The following is a 17,401-nucleotide window of genomic DNA, read 5'->3' on the forward strand; positions in this document are numbered from 1 at the left end:
TATCTAAGACTAAGAAACGCAAAGAGGATTTTGGGGTGACAGGAAAATAAAAAAAGTGAAATTATTTTAGGAAAAGCAGAAATAAAGAGAAGAATTCTGGGCGTAACATTTCCCTTAGGGCTTTTAAACCTCTCTTTTTATGGGTTTTAATCGTGTTGATACTTACCTCAAGCTCGTTCGCAATTTCTTCCGTAGTCATCCCTTCAAGGTAGCTAAGGGAAAATACTTTCTGGCATGCCTCTGGAAGTTTTTGAAGGGCAACATGTATTTCAAATGTGAATTCTGCTTGAATAATTTGGTGTTCGTAGTCGATGGTATCTGCTTCAGAAAATGGACTTCTTTCCCAATATTTTTTCTCGGAAAGCGTTTTTCTATTTTGGTTGAACACAGCAAATCGGACTGCGGAATATAGGAAGGCCTTGATAGCCGCTTCGTCAGTAGATACGCGTGATTTATTTTGAAAATATGAAACAAAGGCATCCTGAGCCAGATCTTCGGCTTGTGCTTGATCCTTTACCATCTTCCATGCAAAGAAACACAACAGTTTATAGTATTTTGTGAATAATACCTTATCCGCGACTACCATTACGATTTACCCTTTGTTCAATTATTAGTGTACAACGCAAGTCCCGAGAAGAGTTGCTTTTTCATAATTTAAATACTCGGAGAGTAAATGTATTAATTTTTTCAGAATATTAAAATAATCTTAAATAAAACTAAAAGCTCTTAACATTTCGAAAAAGGTGGTTAGGGTTTGGCATTAATTAAGCTAATGAATGCAACTTCTCTTTCAACTTGCTCATTCTACCGTCGCTTAAATATTTATTGAACGTATTGAGTACCCCCCTACTGTAATTTGGAACGCATTAAGACTATAGGAGGCTTCTTTAACCAACGCCACACGAATTCAAATTCGTAGTCGGTGAACACATTTCTATTAATTAAGCAGCGGATTTTTTACTCCATCAACAGCATGGATAATTCCAATAATCGTCCAAATGAGGAATTCGACTCGGATTTAGCTTGTAATAAACACGATAGAAGAAGCTACTTTCGCAATCATCGTGACTATTATGTTAAAGATAATTCTTCGAGTAAAAAGTCCGAAACCCTGTTTAGATGAACTCTGCTTAAATCACCTCTCGTGTCTTTCCGCGCCAAAAAAGGCGACAAGTCATAAAATCCCTGAATAACTCAGTTTTGATTGTGTCTTTCCCTTCACAATAATTCGACTTTTTGCACGACACTAAATTGAATCTTATTTTTCTTTAAAAACCTTATATTTAGTATCTATAAACAGTTTACGACGTTTATATAAGCCATGCCCACTCGGTCTACACCTGATTATTTTGAGGCAATAAAAAGCGTAGATGAATCACTACAAAAAACAAAATAAATTGCCGCACATCGCCCAAAGCAATAGTTTGTAGAACAAACGTATGAGCTGCAAAGGAGATAGTTGATTTACCACCTTTCATCAGTGTAGCTTCCAGGTCAGATCTCTCTGACCACTTTATTCAATAAGATGGAAACTGAGCTTCCATCCATATTATAGGAAGTTTCGACATCTTCCAACTCCATTTATAAACGTGCGCTGCGTTAAAACAGCAGGAAAATAAAACATACCAACATGTAGACAACAAAATGGCTTAAACAACACTTTTTTTTAAAGATTCTAGCACTGACTGTTCGAGGTCATACTCCATAAGTCACTACTCGTCGGTCAGAATCGCGTCACGACGGTTGTTACATGAAACATTACGAATGTTATAGAATGGCTGAAGATCCATAGGGTTTGTAGCGAGTTTTCTACAGCTTTTTTTAATCATTTAAAAAGCTTTGAATAAAAGTAAAAAAAAACTATTGCACTTAATCCAACGATTTACTAAGTTTAACTTTCCATTGAACATTCCTAAGATGTATACATGGTAGATTAAGTTTTAGAAATAAATCATGAAGAATTATAATACCTCTGAGTTAAGTAATAGACAATTAAATATTCAACGCAGGAATAGTTATAATATAGTATTAGCATCTTTGATGTTAAATATCATTATGTTAAGTTTCGCAACGATCTTTTTGCATCAACAAAAGTATGTTGTATTGCCGGTTTTAGTGCTTGCGTCTATTTTAAGTATCGTTCCTGGATTATTGAAATTAAAAGAAATTAAGCAGGAGTTGCGTTCTAGGATGCAACGTGTTTCATAGACCCTCGAAATAAACGAAAATTTAGAGCCGTCTTGAAGGACGGCTTTTTTTATTGATTCCGAATAATGCAAAAAACGCACACCTTTCTCACGATGAGAGAATAGATACAGGAGTTTACCAATGTTTAAATACCACTTAAGCAGAAATTTGAACTAACGAAACAAAGCGATCTAGAGCAGTTTCTTCTATCCATCGAGCCGTAATACGCTTCTTAACTACACTTAGCAACCGATCCAACTAGAAAAAATATAGCGCCCAAAGTTATTGAGCGCTATACCTTTCGAATCCTATTAATATCCCGGATTCTGCTTTAATTTACCACTTTGATTAATCTCATCCACTGGGATTGGATATAAGAAAAAGTTCTCACTGGTCAAGGTGCTGTGCTTTTTCAATGCGTATTTCGTACGGCATTGATCAAACCAAGTTTCCCCCTCAAATACAAGCTCCTTCTCCTTTTCGTCCTGTATTGCTGTGATATAATTTGCCAAACTTGTATAAGCGCTGATTGGCTTAGTAACGCCTGCGCGATCCTGAACCATTTTCAAAGAAGCGTAAGAAGCCGCGCTGACACTATTATCCACCCTCGCTTTTGCTTCCGCATGGATTAGATACAGCTCTGCCAATCGGATAGCCGGAAAGTTCTGACTTGCCGGAGAGAAGTTAGGAAACTTCCCCATAAACGCTCGCGTAGTTGTGGGGTCAGTCTTCAAAGCTTCCTTCTTATACGAAAAAGCCTTCCGCTTATCTGTTGCTTCAAATAACCCATCGATGAAAGGCTCTTTAGCAAAGAACAGAACACTCGCATTATTATTAGCGACCGACGCCAAAGGATTGGTCGCCTGATCATCGAATTGAAGCTCAAAAATCGCCTCCGTACTATTCTCCGTCGTCCATATCGAACCGTAATCAGCTGCCAGCGAATACTTTCCCGACTTAATTACCTCATCCGCCAAACTTGCTGCCTTTGAATAATCATTAGTCAAAGAGCCCTGATATAAATAAACCTTCGCTAACAAAGCCTTTGCTGCCCAATGGGAAGCCCTTCCTCGCACCGCATCACCTGTATTTGGATTGTTCACAGGCAGAAGCGTACTAGCATCTGTCAAATCCTGAACAATCTGCTTATATACGTCCGCTGGCGCCGACTGATCCAAATCATGAGCTGTCCCTTCTTTCGTCGCCGTCAATGGCACAGGTATATTCCCAAACGCACGAACCAAGAAGAAAAAGTTCAATGCGCGCACAAACTTAGCCTCGCCCACAAATTGATCCCTTTTCTCATTCGAAATAGACCCCTCGGCCATATTAGGAACCTCCGTTATGATATTGTTTGCCGCATTGATCGTCGTATATGCCGCCTGCCAGATATTCTTCATCCACGGATTCACCGTATTGATCTTATGAATCGCCATCAACTCATATTCTTGGAACTTTGCTGAATGCTCAATATGCACCGCAGAGAACTCCGGAACCGTGATAAAGGATTGACCGAAGGAAAACGAGTTCATCATCGTCCTATACATCCCCATCACCGCAGAATTCGCATTCGTTTCCGTCTTAAAATATTCGCTCGCACCAATCTGTCCCAATGGCTCGCGGTCTAAAAACTTGTCACAGGAAGCAACAGATAGTCCTAACCCGCAACATATTAATAATTTGATTATATTCTTTTTCATGTGTTTTGCAATTAAAGTTAGAACGTAATATTAAAGCCGGTAGTAAACATTCTTGGCTGCGGATAACTCCCATAGTCATAACCATAGATAAGCCCCGCATTTGCGCCGCCATGGCTCGAGCTTACCTCTGGGTCAAACCCTCTGTAGTTGGTAAAGACATAAGCATTCTGCACCGTGAAATACCAACGAAGCTTTTTCATTCTGATTTTTTCCGAAACAGACTCCGGCAAAGTATATCCAAACGTCACATTACGAATCCTGAAAAAAGAACCATCCTGAATAAAACGAGTAGACACTTTACCGTTGTCCGAATTACTTGGCGTCGGTCTTGGCATATCGGTTATATCGCCCGGCTGTCTCCATCTTCGCTCCCAGTCTACAAATGCATTCGAGCTCACATTATAGCCTTCCAAACCATTCGCTAAACCATAATTCAATATATCATTACCATAGGTGAATTGCCCCAGGATGCTTAAATCAAAGTTTTTATAGCTAAAATTGTTCGTGATACCTCCGAAAAACTGTGGATTCGGGTCTCCAATTTTATAAAAGTTATCATCTTTAGGCGGACCAACAGTACCATCATAAGCTTGGTAATCGATCATACCCGTCTGTGGATTTACACCTACTGCTTTATAACCGTAGAAAACACCCAATGGCTCCCCAATTCTCGCACGATTCACCCCTTCAATACCACCGAACATTTCGTCCACACCATCTGCCAGCTTCAAGATCTTATTCCTGTTGAATGTCATGTTCAAGGACGTTGACCATTTAAACTCGCCCACTAAGTTCTTTGAACTCAATTCGAACTCAAAACCCTTGTTCTCGATATCACCGGCGTTTGTAAAATACGTTCCAAAACCCGAACTCAACAAAATCGGCATACCCAATAACAAATCGGTAGTCTTCTTATGGTAATAATCTGCTAACAAAGAAATTCTATTATTGAAAAGACCAACATCGGTACCCACGTTCCACTGCGTAGTGGTTTCCCATTTCAAACCTTGATCTCCCAGAATATTAGGAACAAACCCTGGTACGCCCATGTAATTATTCCCTGCGGAATACAACGAACGGCTTGCATAGTTACCAATGTTCTGATTTCCGGTGATACCCCAGCTTGCACGAAGCTTCAAATCGCTGAAAGTCTTATTGTCTTTCAGGAAATCCTCCTGATTAATTCTCCAGGCTGCAGCAACCGATGGGAAGTATGCCCAACGATTATCCGCTCCAAAGCGCGAAGAACCATCTGCTCTTAAGTTTAGATTTAGGATGTATTTTTCTAGGTAGTTATAGTTTACCCTAGCAAATCCCGACGCAATCGCCCATTCCTCAGGAAACGAGTTGGCATTATCAACAATACCCCCGGCAACAAGCTGATTGATATCGTTGTTCGGGAAATTCGAACGCTGCCCGTGAACAAATTCCAAACGAGATTCTTGTACTGAAAAACCTGCCAATGCATTGAAGTAGTGGTCACCCACTGTTTTGTCATAGGTTAAGGTCGTTTCATTGATCCATAACTGATCTCTGGTATTTCTTCTCGCGCCCACACCCCCACGGCTAGCCCAAGAACGAAGTCCGATTGGCGGCATAAAGAAGGTCTCGTCGATGAAACTGATATCGGTTCCAAAGCTCGTCTTCAACGTTAATTCAGGAATAAAGCTATACTCAGCACTTGCATTCGCTAATGCACGGAAAGTATTCGCTTCGTTGGTCGGCAATTCTAACATCGCCACAGGGTTCTCACGGGTTCTGGTAACCATGTCATAAGCATACTTCCCCTGAGCATCATATATCCCGATATTTGGCGGCGAGAAAATCCCGTTCTTTGTCGGCCCTTCCTTCGAGTTTTCCTCCTGTACTCGCTGATTGATTGCGCGCGTCAAGTTGATGGAAGCTGCAAACCGCAACTTCTCATTATGCTGATGGTTCAGGTTCAAACGGCCGCTCAATCTATTGAAATCCGAGTTCAGCAGAACACCGCCCTGTTGCATAAAGCCAACTGAAGTATAATACTGTGTTTTCTCACTGCCGCCACTCGCCGATAGCTCATAGCTTCGGGTTGGCGCTGTCCGGAAAATCGCGTCTTGCCAGTCCGTATTTACATCAGGATTCGCAAAAATCTGATCCGGAATAGCCGCATTTGGATTATTCTCCTTGACATATTTATACATATCCGTCATGTAATCTTGGTACTGCGCCGTATTCATCATTTTATGATAGCGCTCGCGCGGAACATGCGAGAATCCTTCATACATATTGAAATTAAACTCACTTTTGCCCGCAGCACCTTTTTTCGTCGTAATCAGCACGACACCGTTCGCGGCACGGGAACCGTATATTGAGGATGAAGCCGCATCTTTCAATATTTCTATAGATTGAACATCCGAAGGATTAATCGATGCCAATACGTTGATACCCTGCGTTCCTCCTCCCAATTCAAAGCTAGAACCTCCGGTAAAGTTTGTCGTACTGTTAACGGGGATACCATCAACAACATACAAAGGATCAGAACTCGCATTAATAGAGGTCGTACCGCGCACGCGGATATTAATTCCCGAACCTGGAGAACCCGACTTCTGCGTCACCTGCACACCGCCTGCCTTTCCTTGGATTGCTTGCGTAATACTCGGCAACACTTCGTTCTCAATTTCCGATGCCCCAATGCTGGATACCGCGGTCGGCAAGGTCGCACGTTTCATTGTGCCATAACCAACAGCAACGACCTGCACCGATTCTATCGTGTTGGTCTCCGTTTCAAGCGTAATCTGAAAAGTCTTACTATCGCCCACTAAGCGACTGCTTGGGGCATAGCCCACCGAATTGAAGGTCAAGCTCTGCTCTGGCGATGCCGCGATTTCAAACTTCCCTTGCTGGTCAGTACTCGTAGTCACAGTCGTGCCCTGCACCTGCACAGTTACGCCTGCTAGAGGACCAGAGGGTCCGGAAACTGTACCAGTAACGGTACCTTGGGCCTGCGTGGAGGGAGTCTGTACATTCGCTTCCGGAGCCTGCTTTACTACCGTGTCAGGCACTTCCTTTTTCGAAGTATCTCGCTCCTCGGTTGCTTCAGGTTGGTCCTCTCCGGCTGATAAACTCACCATTATTTCCTTTTGCTTATTTACCTGCACTTCTTTCGTTTGGAAGCCGGATTTTAGAAATACCAAAGTGCCACTGGCGCCTGCTGATAGTGCGTAAGCACCATCTTTATCCGAGATGGAGGAATTGGTAGTGTTTTTCTCCGTAATGACTACGCCCTCCAAAGCTGCGCCATTGGCGTCAGTCACTTTTCCAGTAATTTTGATAGAATCTAATTTACTGAGGGACTTTAAAGAGTAAGAATTTAAGTAATTCCGATTGAGGCTATTTGGACTTTTTGCCTCACTGCGCTGCGCATAGAATATCAGCGCGCAGATCATAAAGAGTGAATAATAGAGGTTTTGCATCATATGTTTAATAAAATGTTAAAAGAATCGTAATCATAAATCACTCTACGTATAACGGCTATTCTACGGTTTAGGTAAAACGTTTAAGCAAATAGGAACTAAGCTTTCCAAAATGTTACACAGCAGAACGAACGGCTATACTTTTAACGTATTTGTAACGATTTTGTTATGACAAAAGGATAATTTTCTCAAGAAAAACTGAAAAATATTGGAGATTAATGATCCCTCTTTGTTACGAATACTCAAAAAGTAGGGTTTCAAGCTCAAATGAGTTTCCAACATCTTGTCGATTCAATCCAAATCGAGAAAATCGTTACGGATTTTAAGCAATTGGTTATAACAGATGTGTGAGGATGATTAACTTTGGAGATAGGCCCGTGAGGACAAGAGCAAAAGTTACATCTGCCTTAAATCGACAGCCATGTTCAGTTTAATCTTATTTACGGTTATCGTCGTATTTAGCTGTATTAATCTACGCTATAATAAACGACTCCCCTTAAAAACAAAATTCGACGAAGTTATTCTTATTTTCAACTGCATTGTTGGACTTCACGCGCTTTTCGGAGGTATTTTCAGAACCTTAATCCCCGAATTGAAATATGTAGATCTCGGCGCCCCAATAGGACTCCTATATGGCCCTCTACTTTTCCAATTATTTGTATCCATCGAGAAAGATAAGTTCTCAAGGCGTTCGCTTTTCTACAATCTTTTGCCATTCTTTTTATTTCTGACCGTTTATATAATCTTTCTAATCTCTGAAGAATTCCGAACGGTTTATGGCGTAACCTACCTAAAAATTCTATACATTTCCTTTGGCATCAGTTGGCTTCTATATCCTACTATTCTTTTGTTTAAAGCAACCTCGAAGGCGAGAGAGAATAATCCGAATCAAAAAAAATACTTCTTCTTTACGATGATGATGTTGCTGCTGGCGTCCTTTGAAATACCTTATGCCTTATCCTATAACGGGTCTACACTATCACAAACCTATGTTTCATCCAGCAACTTCGTCTACCTGATCATGCTGATCGTCATGATTATGTTGCACAACTATTTCTTCAACCTCCTGAATAGGCATCTTAGTTCCGATAGCAGTTTGATCAGTAAGTTTAACTATGTTCAGCAAGTGATTCCCGCTATGGGTACAAAAACTAATCTTGCTCATAGCAGCGATCAGGAAAAGATCTTGCAATACCTCGCCACCCACCCCTATCTAGATGCCAACTTCAATGTGGAGAAAATAAAAAAGGATCTCAAATTGACGCAGCAACAAATCAACCTCCTCTTCAAAAGCCTATTTGGATTCGGATTTATACAAGCAATCAATACGTTGCGTATCGATGCAGCATGTTTGGAGTTGGAAAAAGATGTGCTGAATATCGCTATCGACGAACTGGCGTTTCAATGTGGTTTCAATTCACGAGCCTCCTTCTACAGGCATTTTAAAATTGAAAAGAAATGCAGCCCCCACGATTATAGAGAAAAAGTAATCAAAAAAATGAAGAAAAACTAAAGGCCAGCAAAAAGCCGACCTTCAGTTATAACTTTCAATCTGCTAAAATTCGATCGTCGAAGCCAGAGGTAAATGGTCTGAAGGATATCGGTCGCCGTTATAGCGATCTGAGTAAACCTCATAATCCTTTACACGAATATTCTTGCTCACGAAAATATAGTCGATCCTATCTTTAGCCGGGCCTAAAAAATTCCCTCCTCCTAAATTAGTGTATTCGATACCCTTTCTAGTGGTCTCCGTAGCATCATAAGCATCCTGCATACTAGCCTTCATCGCTAATATCTGACTGGTTTCAGAAGTTGAGTTAAAATCTCCAACGCATACCGCCGGAGCATCGCCTGCTATTTCCTTAATCTTCCTAACCATCAGCGGTCCTGATTCACGCTTTGCAACTTCCAAGCGCCAATAAAAATGTACATTAAAAAAGTAGAATATCTTTCCGCTCTTCTTCTCCTTAAACTTTACCCAAGAACAGATACGACGATCGGTCGCATCCCAGCCCATACTCGGCTCGTCAGGGGTTTCGCTCAACCAGAACACGCCTTGATCTAACACCTCAAACCGATCCTTTTTATATAAAATCGCCGCTGTATGTAAATCTCCTTTTCCACCATAGGGGTAGGACACTTGCTCAAAAGCCGGCAACAAGGTCCTTAAATCAGACATTTGCTGTTTGTCGCCCTCTTGTGTTCCAACGATCTCAAACCCATGTTTTTCAATTAATTCGGCAAGCGGCTTCTTGCGTATATCCCAACCATTGCCTCCTTTCACGTCCGCATTCGCATTATAGCGAATGTTGTATGCGCTGACTTTGATTCGTGTTTTTTTAGCCATGCTTTCCCTAGATACAGGGCTAACAGAAAAACTGCTAAAAACTAGTACAAGCAGGAAGCTGAATGAGAACAAGATGTTCCTTTTTTTGCGAAGGTTCTTCATAGATTAATGATCATTGTGCTGCACTTAGAAAGTACAACGGGCTTAAAGGTTGTCGGAAAATTAGAAAATAAATCCCTAAAAATCAGGGAAACATCTGTTATTTTATTGTTAACAGTAGATCTCAGACATGAGAGTGTTGTCTGAACCAGGAAAGGAAGTATATGAAGATGAGCAGGATCGGGTCTCATGTCTGAAGTCTGAGATCTAATGTCTGGTCTGAACTTCCCCAGCATTCTCAAACTACCCTTCCCAATCCTCTATAGTAAAAAATACGCGCCAATTAGATAGATAATTTACCTCAAAAACCCGCTCATTGCCCGCATAATACTTCTCCAAAAAAGTTATCAGCTCCCTAGCTTTCTTCTCATCGCCCCGATGTATCACAGGCAACTTCACTTTCATGTTTTCAGGACTCGAAAGGAACGAGACAACAATTTCTTTACTATCCTTTGATTCCGGATACGGAAATTGTCGCTCTATAATTCTCTGCCCGTAAAGAGTTTTATTTAATGCATTATAAATCTCCTCTAACTCGACACGGAGGTTATCGGCATTCATCTGTTGACCTGCAAAATCAAAGGTTAATTTAAATACCGAGGGCACTGGCCTTCCACCTTTAATATGAGGCGCCCATCTCTTTGTTCTACTCGTGTCAAGCAGGCTTATGATTTTATTCTCCCCTTCAAATTCTGGCACCCCTCTCTTGTTAACGATAAGATATAGCGGTTCCTTCCAATCATAATCACGAATATCCTTTCCCAGCAGAGCGCTTCTGATATCATTAATGACCGTTTTTCTAAACTTGTTGTGGCCTTCAGGAAATTCTGCAAAAATCTCTTGCGCTTCGTCCCAGTAATAAGGCGCAATCGCGATCTCTAAATGATTCTCATACAAATCTTTGTATAAATAAATACATCTCGAATAATTTTTCCCCAAGGAATCCTGATGTCTCTCTATTAAGGCACTTAGCTTGCTTTCACTGATCAAATAGCTAAATTCAGGATCCGAATATGGGATAAGTCTTTTCAATGAATCTAATTCAAAAATCTGAAAACGTAGCTCTCCCGGTTTCAGCGTATCCAATACCTCTGTCCGAACAGCTTCCGAAAGCTCTTGTCGAAATTTCACTTGTGCAAACATCGAAGCACTTAGCAAACAAAATATAAAAGTTAATAATGGTCTCATGTATAAAAGATGTAAAAACAGACAAGATTCCATAATTAGATTTTAGATGTGAGACATTAGATACGAGATTTTAGTGTCTTGTCCTGAGATGGGTTTTAAGATAATCAGGCTATGTCTGAACTAGGAATAATATTTAGTAGTTAGTACTTAGTATAAAGACCTTTGGCGTAAGATCCTGCTCATCCTTTTATCCTTCCTTTCCTAGGTCAAGACAACGCTATCCTTTCTTCAAAACAAACTTTCCTTCTGAAGAAAAGGTTCAAAACACAATCGGGTCTAAAATCTTACATCTAAGATCTAATGTCCGAACTCCATTAAGTCATTACCAATCTTCTCCCCTTTCACACCCCATTCAAACCCCTTTCGGAGCTGTTATGAAAGGGCTTTACATTGGGTTTGAAAGGGCTATGAAAGGGGAATAAGCAAAACTTGACTTAGAAAAATACCCTGCACTAGGTATTAATCTATCGCTTATCTTGTTCTATCTTTGCGATAAGATTGTACATCTATCCTACCATAAAAACGACCTGCGAATTAAAAAATGGAGCCAGTTAATGCCTATTCAGTTCAAAATAGCGATTTCACGGAGCGCGTAGATGTGGTATGTCCAAAATGTCAGAAAAAAGCCTTGGTTATTGGGGTGACAGCGAACGCATCGAGAGATGAAATCGAAGAAAAGGTTCGGTTTTCCTGCTATGCTTGCGGCTATGCCATACGGCTTGCGAATACGCCGAAGGTTCTTTTCTACCAAAATAGCCGTGGAAAAGGCGTTTATGGACGAATTTTGCATATGAATGCGCCAATCGACCCCTTCTTCGGGTTCAGTGTATGGTATCAGATCGAAACAGTGCATGGACTGCTGTGGGCGTATAATACGCAGCACTTGGAAGTCATTGAGCAACATATCAAAGATCATCTCCGCCAGCGCTCCGGACTATTGTATATGAACCGCAGCATCGGTAGCCGCCTTCCGAAATGGGTCAGCTCCTCAAAAAACAGAGACTATCTATTAAAACTTATTCAGCGAGCAAAAACACGAGCATAAAGATCTATTAACTTTTCAGTAGTCGATTCACCCAGCTCTCATAGTCGAAATAACGAACCAGCGGTTCGCCTTTTTGATTGGCTTGCAATTCCATCAATTGGCTTTGATAGGCCCCGAGAGTTTTCCTTTTCCATTCATTACCGCGCCTTTTCGGTTCTGCAGCTATTAATCGAAACACCATGTTTTCCGTGTTATATCGCTTACCGAGTTTCTGCAGCTGCCGCTTGTGTGCTCGTACTTCCGACTCCAAATAATCGCAATCGTGCAGCTCATAGATTGTTTTCAGATAAAGCAGTTTGGCTGCCCGATAGATGCCGTATCTTGTGCCATGTACACAATGATCGAACATTTCGTTCAATATCTTTTTGCATGCGGCATAATTCCCAGCGTAGAAACTAGTCGAAGCCTGCAGAAAATACCATTCCATCGTCTTTTCTACGTCACCAATATGTATCTGTAGGTGGCGGTCTTTTGCCCTTTGAATAAACTCAACCGCCTCCTTGATCTTCTTTTCGCCTACCAACTTCTGCAACTCATAGCAAGAAATGGTAAGGTTGGCCAGGCTGTGGAAATGCTCGGTATAGTCGCCTTTTTGCAATTCGGCAAGCTTGTCGATATAATTTTGCATTTCAGCGTATTGCCGCATATTACCAAGGCTGTTCAGGATACCGTCGAGGGTCGATAGGTAATCGTATGGCGGAAAGTTCCACATGGAAAGATTCGCTTCAAACAACTTGGAGAGTTCCTTAAAAATCATCAGCGCCGAACGGTACTCGCCCTTATGAATGAAATAGAAGGCCTGAAAAAGCAGGTGCAGCTTCTGTGTTTCAAACTTGTTCTTATTGCCGCGGAAGGATAAACTCAACTCCCCAAGAATTAAATCATCCGTGTACTGATCTAATGTAGGGTTATGGGCCAAACGGATATTTAATTGCTCGTAAAGGCTGTAATGTTCCTGCACCTCGCGAATAGACTGCAGCGCGAGTTTCGCTTCCATCTGCTTGTCGACGATTTCCTGTTCGTTATAATTAGAGAATTTCGAACTGTGCAGCACATCCAGCTCCATGCGCAAAGCGCTATATTTATTGATGAAATTTTCTGTCTGATTTGCCTTTTTATATACTGCCTGTATCTCCCTTAGACCTTTGTCGGGAATGGAACGTTCGAAGCATAAACGTGCTTTCATCAAACCATAATATTGTTGGAACCAAGAGTCTTGTTCGATACGAATTTGCAATAGCACATCGGTAAGCACTTTAAAAAGATAATTTGCCGTGCTCTCCAAAGACACCCCGGGATACTTCCGTTTGAAAGCCTGCTGCCAAAGGGAACCTTGTTTGTTTCGATGTTCCAGGATAATCTGGAAAAGCAAAGCATAATATTTTTCATTCTTCGACTGATTCGTGTACAATTGGAATTGCTTTTTCTCCGAAGACGACAGGGAATATATCAATTTTTCAAGATCTTGATAGGACATAGGTTTATCGAAAATTACAGGTTTTATTGAGACTAATATACTAATTATTAATAAAGTATAAGCATACTATACTTAGGTTTTTAAAATTAGGATTATATAATATATAACTTTTTTGTCTTTTTATTTTGGTCTTTGCTTTTAATTTTAGGAAACTTTCAAATAAACCTAACCAACATGAAAAATAAAATAGTCGTCGTCGGCAGCACAAATATGGACATGGTCGTCAAAACAGGTCATATTCCTAAACCAGGGGAGACCGTTTTGGGGGGCACATTCTTTATGAACCCGGGCGGCAAGGGCGCCAACCAAGCCGTCGCTGTGGCTCGTCTAGGTGGAGATGTAACGTTCATCAGCAAAATAGGAAACGATATATTCGGGAAGCAATCATCGAAGATTTTCGACGATGAAGGGGTTGATATTGGCGGAATTTATGCGGAGATGAACAGCCCTTCAGGCATTGCCTTGATCACGGTTGATGATAAGGGTGAAAATAGTATCGTTGTTGCTCCCGGTGCGAATGCTTTCCTGAACGAGGAAAATGTACAGGATGCTTTCGACAAATATCCGCAGGCCGGGGTTTTGCTGGTGCAGTTGGAGATTCCGATGGAAACCGTAGAGGCAGCAATTACTTATGCGCGCTCAAAGCAGATTACTGTTATTTTGAATCCGGCACCAATGAATGCGGCAGTGTCTAATTTTCTTGATAAAATAGATATCATTACACCGAATGCGCACGAGGCAGAGGCCTTATCCAATCATCCCATTACCGATGTGGATAGCGCCGTAGTCGCGGCAAAGAAGATTCAAGCGCTGGGGGTCCGAACAGTTATTATCACTTTAGGTGAAGAAGGTGCTATTTTGCTCACGGGAGAGGATGTGCAGCATATTGAAGCCCCAAAAGTAGAAGCAGTAGACAGTACCGCAGCAGGCGATGTATTTAACGGAGCGTTTGCCGTTGCATTATCAGAGGGTAAATCCCTGAAACATGCCGTTACTTTTGCCTGCCGCGCTGCTGCTATTGCAGTTACAAAAATGGGAGCCCAGTCATCTATTCCCTACCGAAATGAAATTCTCCTAACCTACTTTGACTAAGCACTAGGGAAGGATAACCTTTAAACCGAAGAATTATGTTTATTGTATCTGATTATAACGTTGCCGTGCTGTTTTGCTTCATCACGATGATCTGTTGGGGGTCTTGGGCAAACACACAGAAGATCAGTCAAAAAGGCTGGCGTTTTGAGCTTTTTTACTGGGATTATGTGATCGGAATCCTCATTTTTTCGCTACTGAGTGCATTTACTTTGGGCAGCATGGGCGAGCAAGGGCGACCTTTTCTAGAAGACATAGGCCAGACGAGCACGAGCAATATTTTAAATGCCTTATTGAGCGGGGTCCTGTTCAATCTTGCCAATATACTGTTGACAGCTGCTATTGCTGCAGCAGGAATGTCTGTGGCTTTCCCGATTGGGATAGGTATTGCCTTGGTTGCGGGCGTATTTTTTAACTATATGATTCAACAAAAAGGCGATCCCACGCTACTGTTTTTGGGCGTTGGTTTGGTCACTTTAGCGATCATCCTCAATGCGGTTGCCTTTAAAAAACATAAAGGCGCAACGGAAAAAGCAGGTATCGGGAAGTGGATCATTATATCAGTCATTGCGGGTTTCTTGATGTCCTCCTTCTACCCTTTCCTGGCATCGGGTATGGATTTAGAAAATTTCCAACAGCCGGCAGCTGGCAAAATGACGCCTTATAGTGCTTTTGTGGTATTCGCTGTGGGTATTTTCCTTAGCAATATCGTCTTCAACAGCATATTGATGAAAAAACCGCTGGAGGGCAAGCCGCTATCCTATAGCGAATATTTTGGGGGATCTTTCCGCTACCATTTAATCGGTATTCTGGGTGGAAGTATTTGGGGCTTGGGCAACATTCTCAATCTGATTGCTGCTGGTAAAGCGGGCCCCGCTATTTCCTATGGCTTAGGACAGGGCGCGACCCTGGTCGCAGCTTTATGGGGCGTATTGGTATGGAAAGAATTTAAAGGTGCCGACAGTAAGGTTAATTCCCTGTTGCTAGCTATGTTTCTGTGCTTTATCGCTGGATTGGGCCTTATTATTTGGTCGGGCAGCTAGTTGTTGCATAAAAAAAATAAATACAAACCTATAATAAAAAAAAACATGAAAAGATCGCTTTGGAGTAGCCTTCTATTAGGAATTGGTTTAATCTGTTCTGGCAATGTAGTCATTGCCCAGCAGCAAGCAAAAGTAAAGCTGACAAAAGCGGAACTGCAGGATAAGATCAAAGGCGGATGGGCGGGACAGACCATCGGTGTGACCTTTGGTGGTCCTACGGAATTCCGATACCGTGGTACTTTTATTCAAGACTATGAAAACCTTGCCTGGTACGATGGCTATATCAAAAGTACGATGGTTCATAATCCACATCTATACGATGATATCTATATGGACCTGACCTTCGTTGAAGTATATGACCGTGTCGGGATGGATGCGCCAGTAGATTCTTTTGCTAATGCTTTTGCAAATGCGAGCTACTCCTTATGGCATGCGAATCAAGCAGCACGCTATAATATTTTAACGGGCATCAAGGCTCCAGAATCGGGTCATTGGAAGAATAATCCCCATGCGGATGATATTGACTATCAAATCGAAGCGGACTTCGCGGGCTTGATGAGCCCTGGTATGCCAAATACCGCATCGGATATCAGTGATAAGATTGGTCACATCATGAACTATGGCGACGGCTGGTATGGTGGTGTTTATATCGGCGCCATGTACACGCTAGCCTTTGTTTCAGACGATATCAATTATATCGTGACGGAAGCTTTAAAGACTATTCCGGCAGAAAGCGAATTCTATCAATGTATCGCTGATGTGATTAAATGGCATAAGGAACATCCGGATAACTGGAAGCGCAACTGGTTTGAAATTCAGCAAAAATGGGCTGAAGAGGTTGGCTGTCCTGAAGGCGTGCACATGCCTTATAACATCGATGCGAAAGTAAATGCTGCTTATGTAGTGCTTGGCTTATTATATGGTGCGGGAGATTTCACGCAAACATTAGAGATTTCGACGCGTGCTGGTCAGGATTCCGACTGTAATCCGGCAAGCGCCGCAGGTATCCTAGGCACGATGTATGGCTACAGCAAGATTCCTAAGTATTGGAAAATGGGATTGGCCGAAGCGGAGGATATTGATTTCAAATACACCAAAACATCGCTGAATCGGGTGTATGCGATGAGCTTTAACCATGCGCTAGAGATGATCAAGCGTAACGGCGGAAAAGTAACGAAGAACGATGTGGAGATTAAGGTACAGCAACCTGTAGCGGTACGCTTCGAGAAGGCTTTTGATGGAGTTTATCCTGTGCGTAAGGTGGGTGTGAACAAGCAGTTAAAAGGTAGCTATGAGTTTGAAATCGAAGGGACTGGTTTTGTTCTTGTAGGCGCTGCAAAGAAAAATGAGAAGAGCATGCCTGATTTTGATATTCCGCTAGATATTTATATTGACGGCAAGAAACATGCATCATTTATACATCCGACAAATTATTTGACTAGAAAAGATGAGATTTTCTGGGTGTATGATCTTCCAAAAGGAAAGCATAAGGTGAGGCTGGAGCAAAAGGAGGATAAAGCTGGATATTGGGTAGATATCGCTAATTATATTATTTATTCTGATGAGCCGAATAAAGGGATTGAGCAGCATGTTCATTAGATGAGATAACGACCCTTAATAATAACACTGTTTGTTATATTTTGACTTGGTTAAAGGTGCTTTCGAAAGGAGGCACCTTTTCTTATTTACTACTTTGTATAGTTCTTGAACAACTTCGATTTGCATTACGCAAGGGGTTACAATCAACTTAGCATAATGATGAAAAAAGCAGGGT

General features: G+C 41.6%; 12 protein-coding genes. 6 read left to right on the forward strand and 6 right to left on the reverse strand.

Going from position 1 to position 17,401, the window contains the following annotated elements:
• Positions 1 to 61: 61 nt before the first annotated feature.
• Entirely contained in the window at positions 62 to 586 is a 525-nt protein-coding gene (locus tag DSM08_RS18060) for an RNA polymerase sigma factor (protein ID WP_149527442.1), read from the reverse strand.
• 1,367 nt (positions 587 to 1,953) lie between these two features.
• Here DSM08_RS18060 and DSM08_RS18065 point away from each other — a divergent pair.
• Complete coding sequence (locus DSM08_RS18065) at positions 1,954 to 2,208, forward strand: hypothetical protein (RefSeq protein WP_149527443.1); 255 nt, start codon at positions 1,954 to 1,956, stop codon at positions 2,206 to 2,208.
• Between the two features lie 290 nt (positions 2,209 to 2,498).
• On the opposite strand, the gene DSM08_RS18070 is transcribed toward DSM08_RS18065, so the two are convergent.
• Together DSM08_RS18070 and DSM08_RS18075 are read right to left on the reverse strand one after the other, a co-directional pair.
• Positions 2,499 to 3,887, reverse strand: a complete 1,389-nt coding sequence (locus DSM08_RS18070) for a RagB/SusD family nutrient uptake outer membrane protein (protein WP_149527444.1) — start codon at positions 3,885 to 3,887, stop codon at positions 2,499 to 2,501.
• Positions 3,888 to 3,904: 17 nt separating this feature from the next.
• Positions 3,905 to 7,342, reverse strand: a complete 3,438-nt coding sequence (locus DSM08_RS18075; protein ID WP_149527445.1) for a SusC/RagA family TonB-linked outer membrane protein — start codon at positions 7,340 to 7,342, stop codon at positions 3,905 to 3,907.
• A 418-nt stretch (positions 7,343 to 7,760) separates the two neighbouring features.
• Between DSM08_RS18075 and DSM08_RS18080 the strand changes: the two genes are divergently transcribed.
• Positions 7,761 to 8,852, forward strand: coding sequence for a helix-turn-helix domain-containing protein (locus DSM08_RS18080; protein ID WP_149527446.1), 1,092 nt, complete (start codon positions 7,761 to 7,763; stop codon positions 8,850 to 8,852).
• Positions 8,853 to 8,894: 42 nt separating this feature from the next.
• Here DSM08_RS18080 and DSM08_RS18085 read toward each other — a convergent pair whose 3' ends face one another.
• Both DSM08_RS18085 and DSM08_RS18090 read right to left on the reverse strand, forming a co-directional pair.
• Positions 8,895 to 9,686 carry an endonuclease/exonuclease/phosphatase family protein gene (locus DSM08_RS18085; RefSeq protein ID WP_223110838.1) on the reverse strand — a complete coding sequence of 264 codons (792 nt, stop codon included), beginning with the start codon at positions 9,684 to 9,686 and terminating at the stop codon, positions 8,895 to 8,897.
• 342 nt (positions 9,687 to 10,028) lie between these two features.
• Positions 10,029 to 10,973, reverse strand: a complete 945-nt coding sequence (locus DSM08_RS18090) for a hypothetical protein (protein WP_149527448.1) — start codon at positions 10,971 to 10,973, stop codon at positions 10,029 to 10,031.
• Positions 10,974 to 11,514: 541 nt separating this feature from the next.
• Here DSM08_RS18090 and DSM08_RS18095 point away from each other — a divergent pair.
• Positions 11,515 to 12,018 carry a hypothetical protein gene (locus DSM08_RS18095; protein WP_149527449.1) on the forward strand — a complete coding sequence of 168 codons (504 nt, stop codon included), beginning with the start codon at positions 11,515 to 11,517 and terminating at the stop codon, positions 12,016 to 12,018.
• A 7-nt stretch (positions 12,019 to 12,025) separates the two neighbouring features.
• Here DSM08_RS18095 and DSM08_RS18100 read toward each other — a convergent pair whose 3' ends face one another.
• A complete protein-coding gene (locus DSM08_RS18100) occupies positions 12,026 to 13,495 on the reverse strand; it encodes a hypothetical protein (protein ID WP_149527450.1) in 1,470 nt (489 codons plus the stop codon).
• A gap of 174 nt (positions 13,496 to 13,669) precedes the next feature.
• On the opposite strand from DSM08_RS18100, the gene rbsK reads away from it, so the two are divergent.
• The 3 genes from rbsK to DSM08_RS18115 are packed head-to-tail and all read left to right on the forward strand — an operon-like array spanning position 13,670 to position 17,226.
• Positions 13,670 to 14,587, forward strand: coding sequence for a ribokinase (gene rbsK / locus DSM08_RS18105; protein WP_149527451.1), 918 nt, complete (start codon positions 13,670 to 13,672; stop codon positions 14,585 to 14,587).
• 35 nt (positions 14,588 to 14,622) lie between these two features.
• The gene (locus tag DSM08_RS18110) at positions 14,623 to 15,627 is read left to right on the forward strand and encodes a GRP family sugar transporter (RefSeq protein ID WP_149527452.1); all 1,005 of its coding nucleotides are present in this window, start codon (positions 14,623 to 14,625) and stop codon (positions 15,625 to 15,627) included.
• 45 nt (positions 15,628 to 15,672) lie between these two features.
• On the forward strand, positions 15,673 to 17,226 hold the full coding sequence (locus DSM08_RS18115) for an ADP-ribosylglycohydrolase family protein (protein WP_149527453.1): 1,554 nt from the start codon (positions 15,673 to 15,675) through the stop codon (positions 17,224 to 17,226).
• Positions 17,227 to 17,401 lie beyond the last annotated feature (175 nt).

The organism is Sphingobacterium hotanense, from assembly GCF_008274825.1.
Taxonomy (GTDB): Bacteria; Bacteroidota; Bacteroidia; order Sphingobacteriales; family Sphingobacteriaceae; genus Sphingobacterium; species Sphingobacterium hotanense.

Coding starts and splice junctions, on each gene's coding strand:
- DSM08_RS18060 (WP_149527442.1), bottom strand. CDS start 586: ATGGTAGTCGCGGATAAGGTATTATTCACAAAATACTATAAACTGTTG.
- DSM08_RS18065 (WP_149527443.1), top strand. CDS start 1,954: ATGAAGAATTATAATACCTCTGAGTTAAGTAATAGACAATTAAATATT.
- DSM08_RS18070 (WP_149527444.1), bottom strand. CDS start 3,887: ATGAAAAAGAATATAATCAAATTATTAATATGTTGCGGGTTAGGACTA.
- DSM08_RS18075 (WP_149527445.1), bottom strand. CDS start 7,342: ATGATGCAAAACCTCTATTATTCACTCTTTATGATCTGCGCGCTGATA.
- DSM08_RS18080 (WP_149527446.1), top strand. CDS start 7,761: ATGTTCAGTTTAATCTTATTTACGGTTATCGTCGTATTTAGCTGTATT.
- DSM08_RS18085 (WP_223110838.1), bottom strand. CDS start 9,686: ATGGCTAAAAAAACACGAATCAAAGTCAGCGCATACAACATTCGCTAT.
- DSM08_RS18090 (WP_149527448.1), bottom strand. CDS start 10,973: ATGAGACCATTATTAACTTTTATATTTTGTTTGCTAAGTGCTTCGATG.
- DSM08_RS18095 (WP_149527449.1), top strand. CDS start 11,515: ATGGAGCCAGTTAATGCCTATTCAGTTCAAAATAGCGATTTCACGGAG.
- DSM08_RS18100 (WP_149527450.1), bottom strand. CDS start 13,495: ATGTCCTATCAAGATCTTGAAAAATTGATATATTCCCTGTCGTCTTCG.
- rbsK (WP_149527451.1), top strand. CDS start 13,670: ATGAAAAATAAAATAGTCGTCGTCGGCAGCACAAATATGGACATGGTC.
- DSM08_RS18110 (WP_149527452.1), top strand. CDS start 14,623: ATGTTTATTGTATCTGATTATAACGTTGCCGTGCTGTTTTGCTTCATC.
- DSM08_RS18115 (WP_149527453.1), top strand. CDS start 15,673: ATGAAAAGATCGCTTTGGAGTAGCCTTCTATTAGGAATTGGTTTAATC.